Annotated in this window: 14 protein-coding genes and 1 pseudogene; 9 read left to right on the top strand and 6 right to left on the bottom strand. The window is 46.0% G+C overall.

All coding sequences use genetic code 11. The features are described from left to right. Nucleotides 1-16: 16 nt before the first annotated feature. Nucleotides 17-673, top strand: coding sequence for an amino acid ABC transporter permease (locus tag NKT06_RS30930; protein WP_253442090.1), 657 nt, complete (start codon nucleotides 17-19; stop codon nucleotides 671-673). Continuing rightward, nucleotides 670-1,392, top strand: a complete 723-nt coding sequence (locus tag NKT06_RS30925; RefSeq protein ID WP_253442088.1) for an amino acid ABC transporter ATP-binding protein — start codon at nucleotides 670-672, stop codon at nucleotides 1,390-1,392. Before NKT06_RS30930 ends, NKT06_RS30925 begins: the two co-directional genes overlap by 4 nt. 93 nt (nucleotides 1,393-1,485) lie before the next feature. Here NKT06_RS30925 and NKT06_RS30920 read toward each other — a convergent pair whose 3' ends face one another. Then, nucleotides 1,486-2,103, bottom strand: a complete 618-nt coding sequence (locus tag NKT06_RS30920) for an NUDIX hydrolase (protein WP_253442086.1) — start codon at nucleotides 2,101-2,103, stop codon at nucleotides 1,486-1,488. A 111-nt stretch (nucleotides 2,104-2,214) separates the two neighbouring features. Between NKT06_RS30920 and NKT06_RS30915 the strand changes: the two are divergent. Both NKT06_RS30915 and NKT06_RS30910 read left to right on the top strand, forming a co-directional pair. Beyond that, nucleotides 2,215-2,388, top strand: a pseudogene (locus NKT06_RS30915) (DUF4180 domain-containing protein); the annotation flags it as partial. Nucleotides 2,389-2,452: 64 nt separating this feature from the next. Next, nucleotides 2,453-3,577: an SGNH/GDSL hydrolase family protein gene (locus NKT06_RS30910; RefSeq protein ID WP_253442084.1), complete on the top strand. Its 1,125-nt coding sequence runs from the start codon at nucleotides 2,453-2,455 to the stop codon at nucleotides 3,575-3,577. A gap of 116 nt (nucleotides 3,578-3,693) precedes the next feature. Here NKT06_RS30910 and NKT06_RS30905 read toward each other — a convergent pair whose 3' ends face one another. Beyond that, on the bottom strand, nucleotides 3,694-4,260 hold the full coding sequence (locus tag NKT06_RS30905; protein ID WP_253442082.1) for a dihydrofolate reductase family protein: 567 nt from the start codon (nucleotides 4,258-4,260) through the stop codon (nucleotides 3,694-3,696). Nucleotides 4,261-4,329: 69 nt separating this feature from the next. Here NKT06_RS30905 and NKT06_RS30900 point away from each other — a divergent pair, with 69 nt between their 5' ends. The 4 genes from NKT06_RS30900 (at nucleotide 4,330) to NKT06_RS30885 (ending at nucleotide 7,494) form a co-directional block, all read left to right on the top strand. Next, the gene (locus NKT06_RS30900; protein WP_253442080.1) at nucleotides 4,330-5,238 is read left to right on the top strand and encodes a helix-turn-helix transcriptional regulator; all 909 of its coding nucleotides are present in this window, start codon (nucleotides 4,330-4,332) and stop codon (nucleotides 5,236-5,238) included. A gap of 59 nt (nucleotides 5,239-5,297) precedes the next feature. Further along, a complete protein-coding gene (locus NKT06_RS30895) occupies nucleotides 5,298-6,224 on the top strand; it encodes an oxidoreductase (protein ID WP_253442078.1) in 927 nt (308 codons plus the stop codon). A gap of 263 nt (nucleotides 6,225-6,487) precedes the next feature. Further along, entirely contained in the window at nucleotides 6,488-6,757 is a 270-nt protein-coding gene (locus tag NKT06_RS30890; RefSeq protein WP_253442076.1) for a CD3324 family protein, read from the top strand. A gap of 188 nt (nucleotides 6,758-6,945) precedes the next feature. After that, complete coding sequence (locus tag NKT06_RS30885) at nucleotides 6,946-7,494, top strand: hypothetical protein (protein ID WP_253442075.1); 549 nt, start codon at nucleotides 6,946-6,948, stop codon at nucleotides 7,492-7,494. Nucleotides 7,495-7,573: 79 nt separating this feature from the next. Here the strand turns inward: NKT06_RS30885 and NKT06_RS30880 are convergent, their stop codons facing one another. Both NKT06_RS30880 and NKT06_RS30875 read right to left on the bottom strand, forming a co-directional pair. Beyond that, nucleotides 7,574-8,434, bottom strand: a complete 861-nt coding sequence (locus NKT06_RS30880; RefSeq protein ID WP_253442073.1) for a GNAT family N-acetyltransferase — start codon at nucleotides 8,432-8,434, stop codon at nucleotides 7,574-7,576. A gap of 160 nt (nucleotides 8,435-8,594) precedes the next feature. After that, complete coding sequence (locus NKT06_RS30875; RefSeq protein WP_253442071.1) at nucleotides 8,595-10,463, bottom strand: AbfB domain-containing protein; 1,869 nt, start codon at nucleotides 10,461-10,463, stop codon at nucleotides 8,595-8,597. A 255-nt stretch (nucleotides 10,464-10,718) separates the two neighbouring features. On the opposite strand from NKT06_RS30875, the gene NKT06_RS30870 reads away from it, so the two are divergent. Then, on the top strand, nucleotides 10,719-12,131 hold the full coding sequence (locus tag NKT06_RS30870) for a DKNYY domain-containing protein (RefSeq protein WP_253442069.1): 1,413 nt from the start codon (nucleotides 10,719-10,721) through the stop codon (nucleotides 12,129-12,131). Between the two features lie 129 nt (nucleotides 12,132-12,260). Here NKT06_RS30870 and NKT06_RS30865 read toward each other — a convergent pair whose 3' ends face one another. Together NKT06_RS30865 and NKT06_RS30860 are read right to left on the bottom strand one after the other, a co-directional pair. Then, nucleotides 12,261-13,706, bottom strand: a complete 1,446-nt coding sequence (locus NKT06_RS30865; protein ID WP_253442067.1) for a DEAD/DEAH box helicase — start codon at nucleotides 13,704-13,706, stop codon at nucleotides 12,261-12,263. Nucleotides 13,707-14,058: 352 nt separating this feature from the next. Continuing rightward, a complete protein-coding gene (locus tag NKT06_RS30860; RefSeq protein WP_253442065.1) occupies nucleotides 14,059-14,415 on the bottom strand; it encodes a hypothetical protein in 357 nt (118 codons plus the stop codon). Nucleotides 14,416-14,692: the final 277 nt, after the last annotated feature.

Below are 14,692 nucleotides of genomic sequence, written 5' to 3'. Positions count from 1 at the left end.
AGGGAATGTGGTACGGATGGACTCCTCCTTGCAAGTCATCATAGACGCACTGCCTCTTCTGTTAGAGGGTACAGTTGTTACGTTAAAACTGGTCGTGATCTCGCTCATCATTGCGATGGTAATTGGATTGATCTCAGGTCTGATGAGTACTTCTTTGAATCGATTGTTGCGGTTGGCAGCTACACTTTACGTGGATATCATCCGTGGTACACCCCTTCTGGTGCAAGTATATTTCATCTACTTCGGGCTGCCGGTGTTCCTGGATATGCGCATTCCGGCGATGACCGCGGGTATTATTGCGATCAGTCTGAATGCCGGAGCCTACATCTCGGAGATTTTCCGGGCAGGTATCAATTCGATTAGTAACGGGCAGCATGAGGCGGCGCGATCCCTGGGCTTAACTCGTTTCCAGACAATGCGACTGGTCGTGTTGCCTCAAGCTACCCGGCGCATGATCCCTACCTTTGTGAACCAGTTCATTATTACGATTAAGGATACATCGCTGTTGTCGGCGATCGGTATCGCAGAATTAACGCAGAGCGGGGAGATTATTATTTCCTCCAACTTCCGGGCATTCGAAATCTGGGGTGTGGTGGGCATATTCTATCTGATCATTATTGTGTTATTGTCCCGGGCTTCCCGGTTCATTGAGAGGAGGTATGCGATCCGATGATCACAGTACAGAACCTGAAAAAGCAGTTTGGTGCCAATGAGGTATTGAAGGATATCTCCACAACAATTCACGAGAAAGAAGTCGTATGCGTCATCGGGCCTTCCGGGTCTGGTAAAAGTACGTTCTTACGCTGTCTCAATCTGCTGGAGGGTGTGACGTCTGGCAAGGTAACAATTGGTGGCATTGAGGTCACTTCACCCAAGACGGATATCGATCAGTTGCGAACCAATGTGGGCATGGTGTTTCAACAGTTCAACCTCTTCCCACATCTGAGCGTGCTGGAGAATATCATGCTCGCGCCGAAGCATATCAAGAAACTGAATAAGGCAGAGAATGAGAAAAAATCAATGGAACTGCTCAGCAAGGTCGGACTATCTCAGAAGAGGGATGCTTACCCCGAGCAGTTGTCTGGTGGACAACAACAGCGTGTGGCCATCGCACGTGCACTCGCCATGAACCCAAGTGTGATGCTGTTCGATGAACCTACATCTGCACTGGACCCGGAGATGGTTGGCGAAGTACTGCAAGTGATGAAAGACCTCGCTCACGAGGGGATTACGATGATTGTTGTTACGCATGAGATGGGCTTCGCACGTGAGGTTGCAGATCGGGTAATCTTTATGGATGGCGGATATATTGTAGAAGAAGGCACGCCTGCCGAGCTTTTTCAGAATACCCAACATGAGCGGACCAAGGCGTTTCTGGGCAAGGTTTTATAGTCTTTTGAAGAGATAACCCCTTATGGCAGACCCTGTACTATAGACATCAGGAATTGATGGACGTAGGAACGGGAAGCCGAAGGGGTTATTATTTTAATCCAGAATGACTTCTTTATCTGGTTGTTCGAGGAATTCGAACATGATTTTAATTTGTTCCAGCGTATTTCGTTCCAATGATAGTTCAGGTAAAGCATCGATAGCAAAAAAATCAACTGCGCTGGTTTCTACGCCTGTTTCCGCATGCCCTCCCACAATGTCACAGCGGATAAACATTTTATATACGTGATAAGGCTCAGGTGGGTGTCCATGGAATTTTTTGTCCAATACGGCTAACAACCGCATCGGCGCAACATCAAAACCGGATTCTTCTTTAATTTCTTTTACGGCTACTTCTGATGGTGAGAGGCCGATGTCACTCCATCCCCCGGGTAATGCCCATGCCCCATCTATGTTCTCTCGAACCAAAAGCACTTTGTTTTCCCTGAAAACAACACCGCGAATATCGACTTTAGGCGTTGCGTAACCAGAATCACTTGCAAATGTCAGTGATATTTTCTCTTTGTTAACAGAAGTATAGTTGCTTAGGATATCAACACTAATGCGTCTCAATTCCTCATAACGCTCGATATCATAAAGATCCTTGGCATAGGTTAAACCTGTTTGTGAGATAGCTTGGATCTGTTTTGCCCATTCTAGCCATTTTGTGTCCATAGACTCCTCTTTTCTTCGCAAGTCATGAGATTTAGTTTGGTTTTAGGAATTAAATCCATTATATCATACGGAAATACAGTCTATAATGATTGCTTTTTATTATAGAACTGCGAGATTTTGCAGAAATACGTGAACTATCATGTTAAGCTTGCTATTGTGGGAGATTTCGAAGGACATAACAGCAAGAGCCTGAGAGATTTCATCTATGAGTGCAACAATGGCAAGCATGTTTTCTTTTTGAAAAACAAAGAGGAAGCGCTTCAAAAGTTGCATAATATCAGTTAAGCGCATATCCGAAGCATGTAGAGAGCCTGCTTATAATCTGAGCCAAACGTAGGAGGTTTGCACCGTGATATCTAATGAGAATTTAAAGGTATATGCTCTGCCTGAGATCGGAAATCTTAAAGTGCATGGCAGAACAACTGGAGAGTTGTCGCCGTTGACGTTATTTTGGACCGGGAGTGCAGTCGAACTCAATGTACAGGGCTCCGAACTATGGGTTGAGGTGGAGTCGCAGTATGACATGTATGAGTCATGGATCAATATTCTGATCAACGGTGTTCCGGTGAGCAGACAGATGTTAACGGCGGGAAGGTACTGGATCTGTGTATTCCGGGGCATGAACGCGAATGTGGTGAAGAATGTTCGGATCATTAAGGATGTTCAAGCGATGAGCGGTGATCCGGGGTGTTCCTTGCAGATTCATGCGGTGAAATCCGATGGAGCGTTCCTGCCTGTGCAAGAAAAACCGTACAAGATCGAGTTTATCGGTGACAGTATTACATCTGGCGAAGGTGCGATTGGGGCTAAAGCGGAGGAAGATTGGATTCCGATGTGGTTTAGTGCCATACATAACTATACGTTTATGACAGCAGAGGCATTGAATGCAGAATATCGGGTTATCTCGCAAAGTGGCTGGGGTGTGTTGACAAGCTGGGATAACAATCCGAAGGGGAACATCCCCGATGTTTACGAACAGGTCTGTGGCCTGCTTACTGGTGAACGTAATGAAGCGTTAGGTGCAGGAGATCCGCATGATTTTGGTTCGTGGCAGCCGGATGTGGTGGTTGTGAACTTGGGTAGCAATGATGGAGGTGCGTTTCAGTCACCTGAGTGGAAAGACCCTGACACCGGCAAGGTGTACAAGCAGCGGCTGAACGAAGATGGTACGTATCATGAAGAGGATCTGGCTGCTTTTGAGAAAGCGGTAGAACAGTTCCTGTTCAAGCTTCGGAAAAACAATCCGGCGGCACATCTCGTATGGGCTTATGGCATGCTTGGTTTTCCCATGATGCCTGCTATTTACCGTGGGGTTAATGCATATACAAAGGGAACAGGAGACCGCAAGGTCTCAATCATTCAGCTTCCTGATACAACCGAAGAGACGGTAGGGGCGCGCACCCATCCAGGCGAGTTATCTCACCGCAGGACGGCAGAGGTATTAGCGGAATATGTACGAGGCATGTTAGGATAGCTTGAAACATGGGAATGAAAAGACCACTCTTTCATGAATTGTACCCCAATGGTTAGATGTGTCTCGCTTAATGGGGTTCCTTCATCATAAGAATGGTCTTTTTCTTTTCTTCTTATCTAGACAATTGAGGGTGTGTCCGCTGCATCGCTGTTCTGTACCTCATAACGAATCGAGATGATCTGTCCGAGTCTCTGAGTTCGGACCATCTTGAATTGACTTGGCACTGTGCCTGCCGGGAATAAAGGGATGCCTTCACCAAGGATTTTGGGAATGATGGCAACCTCAATCTCATCCAGCAATTTTTTTGCTAACACAGCTTGAACCAGTATTCCGCCACCCACAATCCACACATCTCCATCAGAATCCTGCTTTAACCGGGGAATGAGCGTATCTACCGTCTCGGTTGTAAACTGTACATGCGGAGCGGGTGGCTGTTCCGATCGAGAAAGCACATATGTTGGCCGATCCGCATAGGGGAATTCTTCAGACAGTGTGAGCACCTCTTCATACGTATGACGTCCCATAACAAGGCTACCGATCGTCTGATAGAAGGCGGCATACCCGTTATCTCCTCCGTCACCCTCCACATCAAATAACCAATCTACCGAACCGTCCAGTCTTGCAATATATCCATCCAAACTCATAGCAATGTACAAAATTGTTTTGTTATTAGACATGTTCATCGCTCCCTTCTAAAATGTATGATACACTTAAACTATGACAAAAGTTGACGTAGTTAGGATGTTGAATATATGAATCATCGAAAACTGGCTATCATGCGCCTGATGGATTCCAGACAGAAGTTTACAGCCCGGGAACTGGCAGAACGATTTGACGTATCGGTACGTACAATTCAGCGAGATCTGGATGCATTGCAGGCACTGGGTTTTCCTTTGTACACCGAAGTTGGCGTGAACGGGGGATATCGGGTGCTGCCCAATCGGATTTTGCCACCTCTTCAACTGACACAACAGGAGGCATTAGGACTATTTATGATGCTGGAATATCTCCAGCAAGTCCCGGATTTTCCGTATGGATCGATGCGTAAACATCTGGCTGAACAGTATTTTTCTACTTTGCCTGAGGATGTACAGGATCTCATTATGCGGATGAGAGAGCATATCACCTTTGTTCAGCATCCCGGTGAGCATGCAGAGCCTTTAACAACCGAAATATTGCGTGCAGCGGTAGAAAAGAGAGCAATTGAGTTTATGTATTATGCCCGTAGTGGTCATAAAAAAGTCCAGGTCTTCCCCTATGGTATCTACTATGAGCAGGGACATTGGTACATGCCAGCCCGGAATAAGGATCGTGTTCTGTTGTATCGGGTGGATCGCATGCAGCAGTTGGCTGTTATGGAAATGGTGGATGAATCTGTTCCGAGTCTGAAGGCATGGCTAGATAACAAAGAAGACAGAGCAAGTGTAGAGGTGGTACTGCATTTCACGGAATTTGGAGCAAGGATGGCCGCGTCAGATGTGTTGTTCAAGTCGGTTCAAGGCAACGAATGGCGGGGACCTGTTCCGCCTGAGGAGTTCTCTTTTACAGCGCGAAAATTACTCTCCTATGGTCCAGAAGTGAAGGTGATCTCGCCACCTGAGTTCAAGCAGCAGGTAAAAGAGTTACTGGAACGGAGTGTCAGCCAGTATGGTAGGGAATAAAAGCTATAAACGCTGGATATTTGGGTATCAAGGAAAAGATAAGAGAGGTGTGTAGAGAAATGAGCAAAGTTTGGACTAAAGATACCATCCCGACTGTATCCAATAAAGTAGTGATTGTGACAGGTTCGAACGGTGGGTTAGGGTATGAAACAGCATTAGCGTTAGCTGAAAAAGGCGCGAAAGTTATCCTTGCCGTTCGTAATGTGGAAAAAGGTGAAAAGGCAGCTAATCAAATAAAGTCGTCTGTACATGTAGCGGGAGAGGTCGTCGTTATGCACCTTGACCTTAGTGATTTAGCCAGTATCCGTAAGTTCGCAGCCGCTTTTCTTGAGCAATACGATTCCTTGTCCATTCTCGTTAATAATGCAGGCATTATGAATCCTCCATTCCAGTTGACGAAGGATGGCTTTGAGTTGCAATTTGGTAGTAATCATCTAGGCCATTTTGCGCTTACGGGCCTGCTATTGCCTCGATTGATTTCTACTCCGGAATCGAGAGTGGTTACTCTAAGCAGTTTGGCAGCTGGTAATGGTGCAATTGATTTTAATAATTTGGATGGCTCCAAAGGATATGCTCCCATGAAGTTCTACAGTCAAAGCAAGCTGGCCAATCTGATGTTTGCAAGAGAATTGCAGAATAAGTTTAATTCCGCCCATATGGATTCTATGAGTATCGCCGCTCATCCAGGAATTTCGAATACCAATCTGTTCTCCTTCGGTTCGGGGAAACAGGCGAATATATTTATGCGGAGTCTTCTGAAAATCATTAGTCAACCTGCACACATGGGGGCATTACCTACCTTGTACGCTGCAACAGATCCAACGATTACGGGAGGGGAGTATATTGCTCCTGGCGGTATTGGTGGTACTAAGGGCTATCCCAAGACCGCTAAGATTATCGAAAAATTATATAATGCTGATATTTCAAACAAGCTATGGAGCGTTTCGGAAGAATTAACAGGAGTTTATTACCAATTTGACGTGTAGATTTTGCCAATAAGGAAAATATACCTTATTATGGTATGGATAGTTGAAGGTTCTTCAGCACGAATATGAATGGGGGGCTACCATGATTCGATTCATAAGAAGTTTCACGATCCGCTCTATGCAGAGTCCATGCGATGAACAACGGCGGTTGTTTGCATAGAGCTTGAAATTCTTTTCCGCCATACCATTGTAGTGCATATCCAATACGTTCATTGTACGACTCTGCTGCCTTAAAATTTTTAACTTTTAAGGAGTGGAGTAACGTGAAATACATTAATGCCGATACCATCTTCCCGGAAGAATTGCTCCGAGAAATACAGCGTCATATCCCTGGAGGCTTGATCTATATTCCGCGACCCAAGGAAGCCCATAAGAAGTGGGGCGAGAACTCGGGCGGCCGAAGGATTATTCAGGAACGGAACGTTGAAATTCGCCAGCTTTTTGCTGCGGGAACAACCATTGATCAGCTTGCAGATCAATACTGTTTATCTGTGGATAGCATCAAGAAAATTGTATATTGCAAAAAGGGATGAAACTATAGAAGCTACGTTCGAGCCATCGAATGTGGCTTTTTTCCTGTAAAGAAGAATAAAGAATGGTTATGAAGGATTCTTTATATATTCGGGGTTGGTCATATTGCGTACAATTCATTTGACGGTGCAAGGATGCGTGAGGGAGTTTTTGAAATACGTTTTCAAATGATCTGACAGGGTTGGTGAATATGAATATAGAAGTGAAATTAACGAATAAGGACGAGGCGTATGTGATTAAAAATATGTACCCGTTATACCTTCATGATCTATCCGGACATTACGGTCTGGGTGGAGCGCATACCCCGAATGAACACGGCATTTTCGAAACAAGTCCTGATTATAAAACGTTACAGGATCAGTATGATGTGCAGAACATATGGTGGGAAAAACCGGAGTGTCTTTATCCGTTTCTGGTGATTGTAGATGGCATTCCAGCTGGGTTTGCATTCGTATCCACGCCGCCTCATTGCTCACAAGGAATAGACTTCTTCGTACATGAATTCTTTCTGATGCGGCCGTTTCGAGGTGCAGGCGTTGCTGAACACGCAGCGTCGACAATCTTCGGAATGTTTAGAGGAAGTTGGGAGTTGTTCACCAATCCATCGGAGAACAATAAGATTGGCCAATCTTTCTGGCGGAAAACAGTGGCTAATTATACCGGAGGTCACTATCGGGAAATATATGGGCAAACGTTCGATGGCTATAAATTGATTTTCCAATTCTCCAATCATCTCTGAATGTAAATGTACGGATCTGTATCACGTAAAAGAGAGAGAACGTCTCCCTTTGCAAAAAACGCTCTCTCTCCATTGTCTTTTACAAAAGACCGCTGAAATAGTGATACTCAGAATTCACTTCAAAACCAACACTGCGGTATAAGTTCAAAGCACGTTCGTTCTCAGTAACAACGGATAGGCGAATATCTGCATAGTGTTGTTGCCTTAGGAGATTCACCAGAATATGAAGCACGGTGCGTCCTATTTTCCGTCCCTGATAAGCAGGCAAGATGCAGAAGTTATGAATAAATGCGGTTGTTGCATTAATGGAGTTGACCCGTACCAGCCCAACAGGCAGTTGATTCTGCCATGCAATATAGGTGACTCGGCTGGGTTCATTTGTTTGCATAAAGTACTCGCGTGTCCAGTCCTCCGAATCTCCAAAGGCTTGGGATGAGCAAGTGACCATAAACTCCATATCCTCGGCTTCTGCCACGGACAACGTTAGTTCAGGCGGCTCCACAACCGAAAGGACCTCATTCACAAGTTGCATCGAGTACTCCGCACGATCATACATGGCTCCAAGGGATTGGGCAGTAAGAAGACCTGAAGATAAGTCCTGAGGAACGCGATAACTGAGTTGGTTGATTCCCTGTGGTTTCATGTCTAAGATGGCTCGGTCCAGTAGGCTACGGAACACACCTTGGCGACGAAAATCTGGGTGTACGATGGCATTAATATTCCCGGTTACACCGTCGGATGGATACCAACTGAGGAGTCCTACCAATTCACTTTCACGATAACAGAGGAGCGCATGGTCTCCGTCTTTTTTGCTAATATGGTCAAGGTCCGCCTTTAGATGAACGGAATCAAGCTGTTTACATTGTTTTTCGAGCAAAATAATAGCATCAATCTGTTCCTTGGAATCATAGATCATAGGTACGACTTGATAAGTTGACATAGCTTTCACGCCTTCATTGTTGAAGGAAACACGCAGTTATTGGACCCGCAGGCGCTATCCTTCGAGAGTTGGTCCAGTTGTAATTTTGATCATCATTATTATCTCCTCCAAATCACTTCCCGATGACTATAACATAATCTATGACGCAGATGACACCCAATTAGAAATTGGTTCGCCCAAACGTAGCGTCACTCTTCACCGTTGAGCTGCTGGATGCGTTGATCGCATCGAGCTGTAACACGTAGTCATAATGCCGGATGTAATATCCGGGCTGACTGTACGATTGAAGGGATACTTTGGTGCTGTCAGCCCAACCAGGGCTGCTCAGGAACGTAGCATCTCCTTTGTAGGCAGCGGTGTCGGCGTAAGCTTCAAGTACAATTTTGTTGCTGGCATTACGCTTCAGAAAGTAGCCTGGGAAGTTAATGGACTCCAGTGATATTCCTGTAGAGCTGGCAAGACCCGGTACGACGCGGAACTGTGAGTCCAGGGCAGGAGAGACATTGGCATCCACGCGAGCGGTGTAATTGGCATGACGGATGTATCGATCCGGATAATTGTGTGAACTGAACCGGCTGTAACCTGTGGCTTCAGGTGTTGCAGGGCCCAACATTTTGACCTCGTGCAGGGTTGGGGTGTACCAGTTCCCCGGATTATTCCACAAGACGGCGTTCACCATATTGATCCGTACATAACGGGCTGTGAAATGCACAGCATCCGTGGTGAAACCATAGGTCAGATTGTTGGTGCGATCCAAGGTGGAGTAATTGACACCATCGTTGCTAATTTCGATTTTATATTTGTAGTACCCCTCGGAACCTTTATACATAAACCAGGACGTGTCAATCTCCGTGATCGTCTTCGGTGCGCCGAAGTCCACCTGCCACCAGGCGGGCCAACTATTGGAGGAAGCCACCCATGAAGTCTGGTAGTTGCCATCATTGACGTTGGATGCGGACGAGCCGGAGGCTGTGGAGATGGCAGTAGCTGTTTTGCCTTGGGCATGATTGACGAGAGCAGGCGGTGTTACGGTCCCCGTTACTGCATCGATATTCCACGTTGTATACCACTCCAGTGATGCTGTTCCGTTCGAATCATTTAAGGTTAGCGGCAGCCAGATATGTTTGTGTTCTCCGAGGTTCATCGGATTCCAGCGATCCCCCATGTAGATGTAGGATGTGGTGTTGCTGCCTGTAATCGTGGCAATATCATGGATCTGCGAACCGAAGGCAGATGGATTGCCATATGGTGTAAGTGCAGTCCACGGGCCCGCCATGGAAGTTGCTGTAGCATAAGCACCCTGATTCGGATACCAGCCAGCGGCTTGGGAGGTGAAGAGGTAGTAACGGTTGCCTTTTTTCACAACGGCAGGTGCTTCACGGTAGGCATTCTCGAACAGCCAACCCTCGAAGGATTGTATTCCGGTGTAACTTGCATTCATTTTGAAAATAGCCATCGTATCATTAGCACCGCCATTTTTGCGTGAGGCAGTAACCAGATAACCTGTGCCATCTGTATCAACAAAGACGGTCATGTCACGGGATTCATAATTGAGTGGGCGGAAGCTGCCCTCATAGGTGAATTTGCCATTCGGGGTATTGCTTGTTGCAACCGCTACACGCCCGAGGTTGTAGTCGGTACCGTTCTCATAGTGTGCCCAGAGTACATACTGGTTGGTGGAGGCATTATAGATAACTTTGGGGCGTTCGATCTTGCTGGAGGCCAGCTCGGTTGCGGAATCTTTCGTCAGGATGGCGTTGCTGAAAGTCCAGTTCTTCAGATCCGTGGAGGTGTAGACGTTCACACTGTCAAACCTGCCGCCCACCGCATGTTCACCGTACAGATAATACGTCGAGCCTACCTGTAGAATGTTGCCGCTGTTCGCATGGATGGGATTGCCTGCGGTGTCGAGCCAATCGGTGCCATTGGTTATCGTGACACTTGCTGCGCTTGTTCGTTCAGGATGAAGTCCAAACAGGGTGAACGTGAGTGCAAAGACCAGAAACCAAACCGCTTTCCTTTTACCCATGACATACACCTCCCGGAAGATATGCAACTGAAATATAACGCTTTCATTTATATTCTAGTTGGACTAAACTCTTTTTCAAGTGAACAATTCGTCCATTACTGAACAAATCTTCATCTCTTCGGGGTTGAGCGGTGAGAGCGGAGGAAATGTTCCTAAATGTCATGTACGATGATGTAGAGAGGATCAGGTGTACACGTTAAAATGAAGATAGACTAAATTGTTAATTGTTATAACATATTTGGAGGGGGAAACCTCATGGACAAGTTTATTGTAGATGAAGACCTTCAAGTGATATTGCAAAATGAAGAAGATGGAACCAGCACTCCGATTAAGGGTGGCATTACCGCTCAGGATTTTGAGGTCATCTCTACTTATCCGAAGGGGTGGCTGACTTTCGCCTATCTTCGGGATCGTCAGGGAATATGGTGGTTCAATGCTCGTAAGAACAAGGCGAGTTTGTTCAGCCGGGATACGGAAGCTTTCCGTGTGATCGATGAAGATTACTGTTGTGACTCGCGTTATGTCTATCTGGAAGATCAGGCCGTGCCTAACTCGGATCCGCCCAGCTTTCGGCTGCTGCCGGATACGTCCTACTTCGCTCAGGACCAACGTTATTTATATGTGAAGAGCAGCACGCATTTTCATCTATTTGAGGATATTGATACGAATGCTGTAATTGCTCATCACGATTATTGTACCGATGAGGATCATCTGTTCCATCTGTCCAGTTCTCTTCGCTATGCGAATGGGGAAAAGGATGAGGTGAGAGAATGGTTCCGTGAACATCATCCGGACGTACCTGGCTGGTGGCATTCGCATTATGCCCATAGTGCAGAGGGCGCTACGCAGATTACAGGGAACTGGGTTGAGACTGCGTCGTCCATTTTTTATAAAACAGAATGGGGCGGTACGGCTCATCGGGAAGCGAAGGAAGTGTACAATCTCGTTCGGGATGTGCATAGGTCTACCTTTGAACCGTTGGATGAGCAGTTTGCACGGGACCGGGAACGTGTATATTTTCAGTGGCGCACTGTAAAAGGAGCAGATCCAGATACTTTCCAGCCAATAGGCGGACCCTTCGGTCGTGATGACAATCATGTGTTTTACAACGGTTACCGTGTGGAAGGAGCTGACGCTCGGCAGTTTGAAACTTATGCCGGGACGGAATATCTTGGACTTTCTAAGGATCAGCAACATGTATATCGTGCCGAGGTTGCTCGGACAAGTCAGCCTTTTGGTCATCCAGATGATATGCTTCAGATAATCAAGGGGGCAGATGCATCAACATTTGAGTTAATAACACCTTCTGGGAGCTGGGCAGTGGATGCCGATCATGTATATCTATGGGGTAAACCCAATAAACATATCGATCGTGCGAGCTTTACACATCTATTCGATGCCAACCCCCAGAGCTGGGCAATGGATCAGAATAGTCTGTATAATGCCAATGGCAACCGCACGGTTAAGGGCGTGAACGGCAGTGCATTTGTGATGCTGAATAAATATTGGGGCAAAGATGACCGTGTGGTGTTCAGCTTTGTGACGGGGAGTGTATATAAGTCGGGAGATGCAGCGACGTTTCAGGTTACGGATGATATCGGTGGTGCAGAAGATGCACTATTTCGGTTTGCGGTGGAAGGCGGTACAGTACGGAAAAAGAAGAGGTGAATTGAACGGCAAGAGAGTTCTAGAATAGTAGAGTCATACATCGAAAAGAGAGAAAACAGGGATGGCAGACTTAGAAAAGAGTCCACTATCCCTGTTTGAATTCCTATTTATTTTGCGACATTCACCAATCTATTTATGACCTTTACGAACCTTGAGCTGCATCTTTTTGATCGTTGTATTCTGCATAAGCTCCAATACGAGTGGGCCTTTGCCATTCAGAATCTCCACATCTGTTACATTGTCTTGAATGGTAATGATCCCGATATCGTCTGCAGCAACTCCTTCAAGCTTGGCGATGGTACCTACAAAGTCTACGGCACGAAGTTTCTTCTTCTTGCCTCCGTTGAAGTTCAGCTTCATGATCTGTTGGTTCAACTGTTCACGCTTGTCCTTTTTGCGTTCAGGCACAATCTTCAATCGCTTCTCAAAATCTTCTCTGCGGCGATCTACAGCATCTTCGGAAGGTGCTTTCACGACAGGGATTTGGAATCCGATATAGGATTCAATCTCAGCCAGACGTCTGCCATCTTTCGGTGTAATCAACGTAATGGCTTTACCTGTTTTGCCTGCGCGACCCGTACGGCCTGTACGGTGAACATATCCCTCTTTTTCCAAAGGAATATCGTAGTTGATGACATGGGTAATATTCGTGATATCAATACCACGTGCGGCTACATCCGTAGCGATCAGATAACGGAATTGTCCCCGTCGGAATGCGTTCATCACTTCGATCCGCTCATCCTGCTCCATACCACCATGGATACGATCTGCTGGGTAGTCAAGGTCAGCCATGACCCGGAACAGTTTATCCACATTCTCCTGCGTACGGCAGAACACAATGCAGCTATCCGGATTTTCCACAATGAACAAGTCCTGAAGCAGCGCGGTTTTGTTCACCTCTGGCACGTGAATCACAGCATGTTCGATGGTGGCAGTTGTCAGTCCACTTGCCTTGATCTCGATCTCTACCGGGTTGTTCATGTATTTGCGTGACAGCTTGGCTACATCTTCAGGGAAGGTAGCCGAGAACAGCATCGTTACTCGCTCCTGCGGCAGTTTCTGAATAATCGCTTGCACCGTCTCGATAAAGCCCATATTCAGCATCTCATCGGCCTCGTCAATGACAAGGTATGCAATCCGTTCGAGTGGCAGCGTGCCGCGTTCGATATGATCCAGTACCCGACCTGGCGTACCTACAGCGACATGTGTTCTTTGCTTCAACTCGGCTTTTTGGATATGAAAAGGGGACTGTCCGTATAGTGCGGTTGCTTTAATGCGCTTAAAGCGCCCGATATTCGTAATATCTTCGTTAACCTGCAAAGCCAATTCCCGGGTAGGGGTAAGAATCAAAGCCTGTGGCTTATTCTCATTCCAATCCACCAGCTCGCAGAGCGGAATACCGTAGGCAGCTGTTTTACCGCTACCCGTCTGTGATTTCACCACAAGATCCTGATTTTCCAGTGCTACCGGAATAACTTTAGTTTGAACCTCGGTTGGTGTCTCATAGCCCAGACTATCCAGTGCTTTTACGATCTCTTCACCAAGTCCATAATCTTTAAATTGTTGCTCGCTCATCGTTTACCTCTTTTGCGTTAGTTTTGAATACAGGAGCATATTGCATAAATCCTTAAAGCGACTTCAAATCAGTAAAATATAGAGCGAAATAGTTTTATTCGTCTATATTTTGTACACGGGAGCGTTTGAAATCTTGAATAATGCAATATTCTTACATACAAGCATTGCACCGTACATTTATCGTATACCTCTTCATTATACTCTATATGCAGGCAGGCTAACGGAGTAAATGCATCAAGTGATTAAATTGTTTTCATGATTTCTGATTTGAGGGAGCAATGTTCGTTGCTGTTCGTAGGTGTATCATAACGTTCCACGTGAAACGAAATGTATCGGTGGAATTTGCTGTGTATTAATGAATGACCATTTTTACAGCCTTGGTTTGGGGAGGGTAAGATTGTTTGATAAATCTACCGATCCACACTTCTGCTCTTCGACCAACTAGCGTCTCATCCAAAGAGACATTGACAATCTCTCCTTCGATGATGAGTTCGGCATCCGTGTTGAGCGAAATCCAAATCGGTCCTGATTCAACACCTCCATCTTCTTTATTCTCGATGAGTACCTGACCTCTTTTTTCCTCAAAATCCGTAATCATTCCTCGCACATGTGGCTTCTCTTTCCCTTCTTCTTCGGATTGCTCTCCGCATCCGAGCGTTAGCAGAAGCAAGATAACTGGTAATAAGGATAGTCTTCGTACAATGGACATCGGGGTGCTCACCTCTCATCCTTTTTAATATCTATAACTATGGACGTTACCTGAGGCGACGAAGTTCCTGTACATCAATAAAAAAACGAAAGTCAGTCGATTCAGTCTGGTGCTAGAAATTGGAATATGTTAGCATATAGTTAACTTACTGAACGGAGGGATACGTGTGGTAAATTTTTTTCGATTGAGATAGTAGCGGAACGTTTGCTTGCGCTTGCTGTTTCACTGCCTGTGTGCAGATCATCGGGAGAAGTTTGCCTGTTTACACGTATACCGT

The sequence above is a fragment of the Paenibacillus sp. 1781tsa1 genome, from assembly GCF_024159265.1.
Taxonomy (GTDB): Bacteria; Bacillota; Bacilli; order Paenibacillales; family Paenibacillaceae; genus Paenibacillus.
Note: the sequence above shows the minus strand (reverse complement) of the source record. Positions and strands in the feature narration are given on the sequence as shown.

Excerpts from the sequence above, each read along its gene's own strand:
- NKT06_RS30930 (WP_253442090.1), top strand. The coding sequence starts at position 17 with ATGGACTCCTCCTTGCAAGTCATCATAGACGCACTGCCTCTTCTGTTA.
- NKT06_RS30925 (WP_253442088.1), top strand. The coding sequence starts at position 670 with ATGATCACAGTACAGAACCTGAAAAAGCAGTTTGGTGCCAATGAGGTA.
- NKT06_RS30920 (WP_253442086.1), bottom strand. The coding sequence starts at position 2,103 with ATGGACACAAAATGGCTAGAATGGGCAAAACAGATCCAAGCTATCTCA.
- NKT06_RS30905 (WP_253442082.1), bottom strand. The coding sequence starts at position 4,260 with ATGAACATGTCTAATAACAAAACAATTTTGTACATTGCTATGAGTTTG.
- NKT06_RS30900 (WP_253442080.1), top strand. The coding sequence starts at position 4,330 with ATGAATCATCGAAAACTGGCTATCATGCGCCTGATGGATTCCAGACAG.
- NKT06_RS30895 (WP_253442078.1), top strand. The coding sequence starts at position 5,298 with ATGAGCAAAGTTTGGACTAAAGATACCATCCCGACTGTATCCAATAAA.
- NKT06_RS30885 (WP_253442075.1), top strand. The coding sequence starts at position 6,946 with ATGAATATAGAAGTGAAATTAACGAATAAGGACGAGGCGTATGTGATT.
- NKT06_RS30880 (WP_253442073.1), bottom strand. The coding sequence starts at position 8,434 with ATGTCAACTTATCAAGTCGTACCTATGATCTATGATTCCAAGGAACAG.
- NKT06_RS30875 (WP_253442071.1), bottom strand. The coding sequence starts at position 10,463 with ATGGGTAAAAGGAAAGCGGTTTGGTTTCTGGTCTTTGCACTCACGTTC.
- NKT06_RS30870 (WP_253442069.1), top strand. The coding sequence starts at position 10,719 with ATGGACAAGTTTATTGTAGATGAAGACCTTCAAGTGATATTGCAAAAT.
- NKT06_RS30865 (WP_253442067.1), bottom strand. The coding sequence starts at position 13,706 with ATGAGCGAGCAACAATTTAAAGATTATGGACTTGGTGAAGAGATCGTA.
- NKT06_RS30860 (WP_253442065.1), bottom strand. The coding sequence starts at position 14,415 with ATGTCCATTGTACGAAGACTATCCTTATTACCAGTTATCTTGCTTCTG.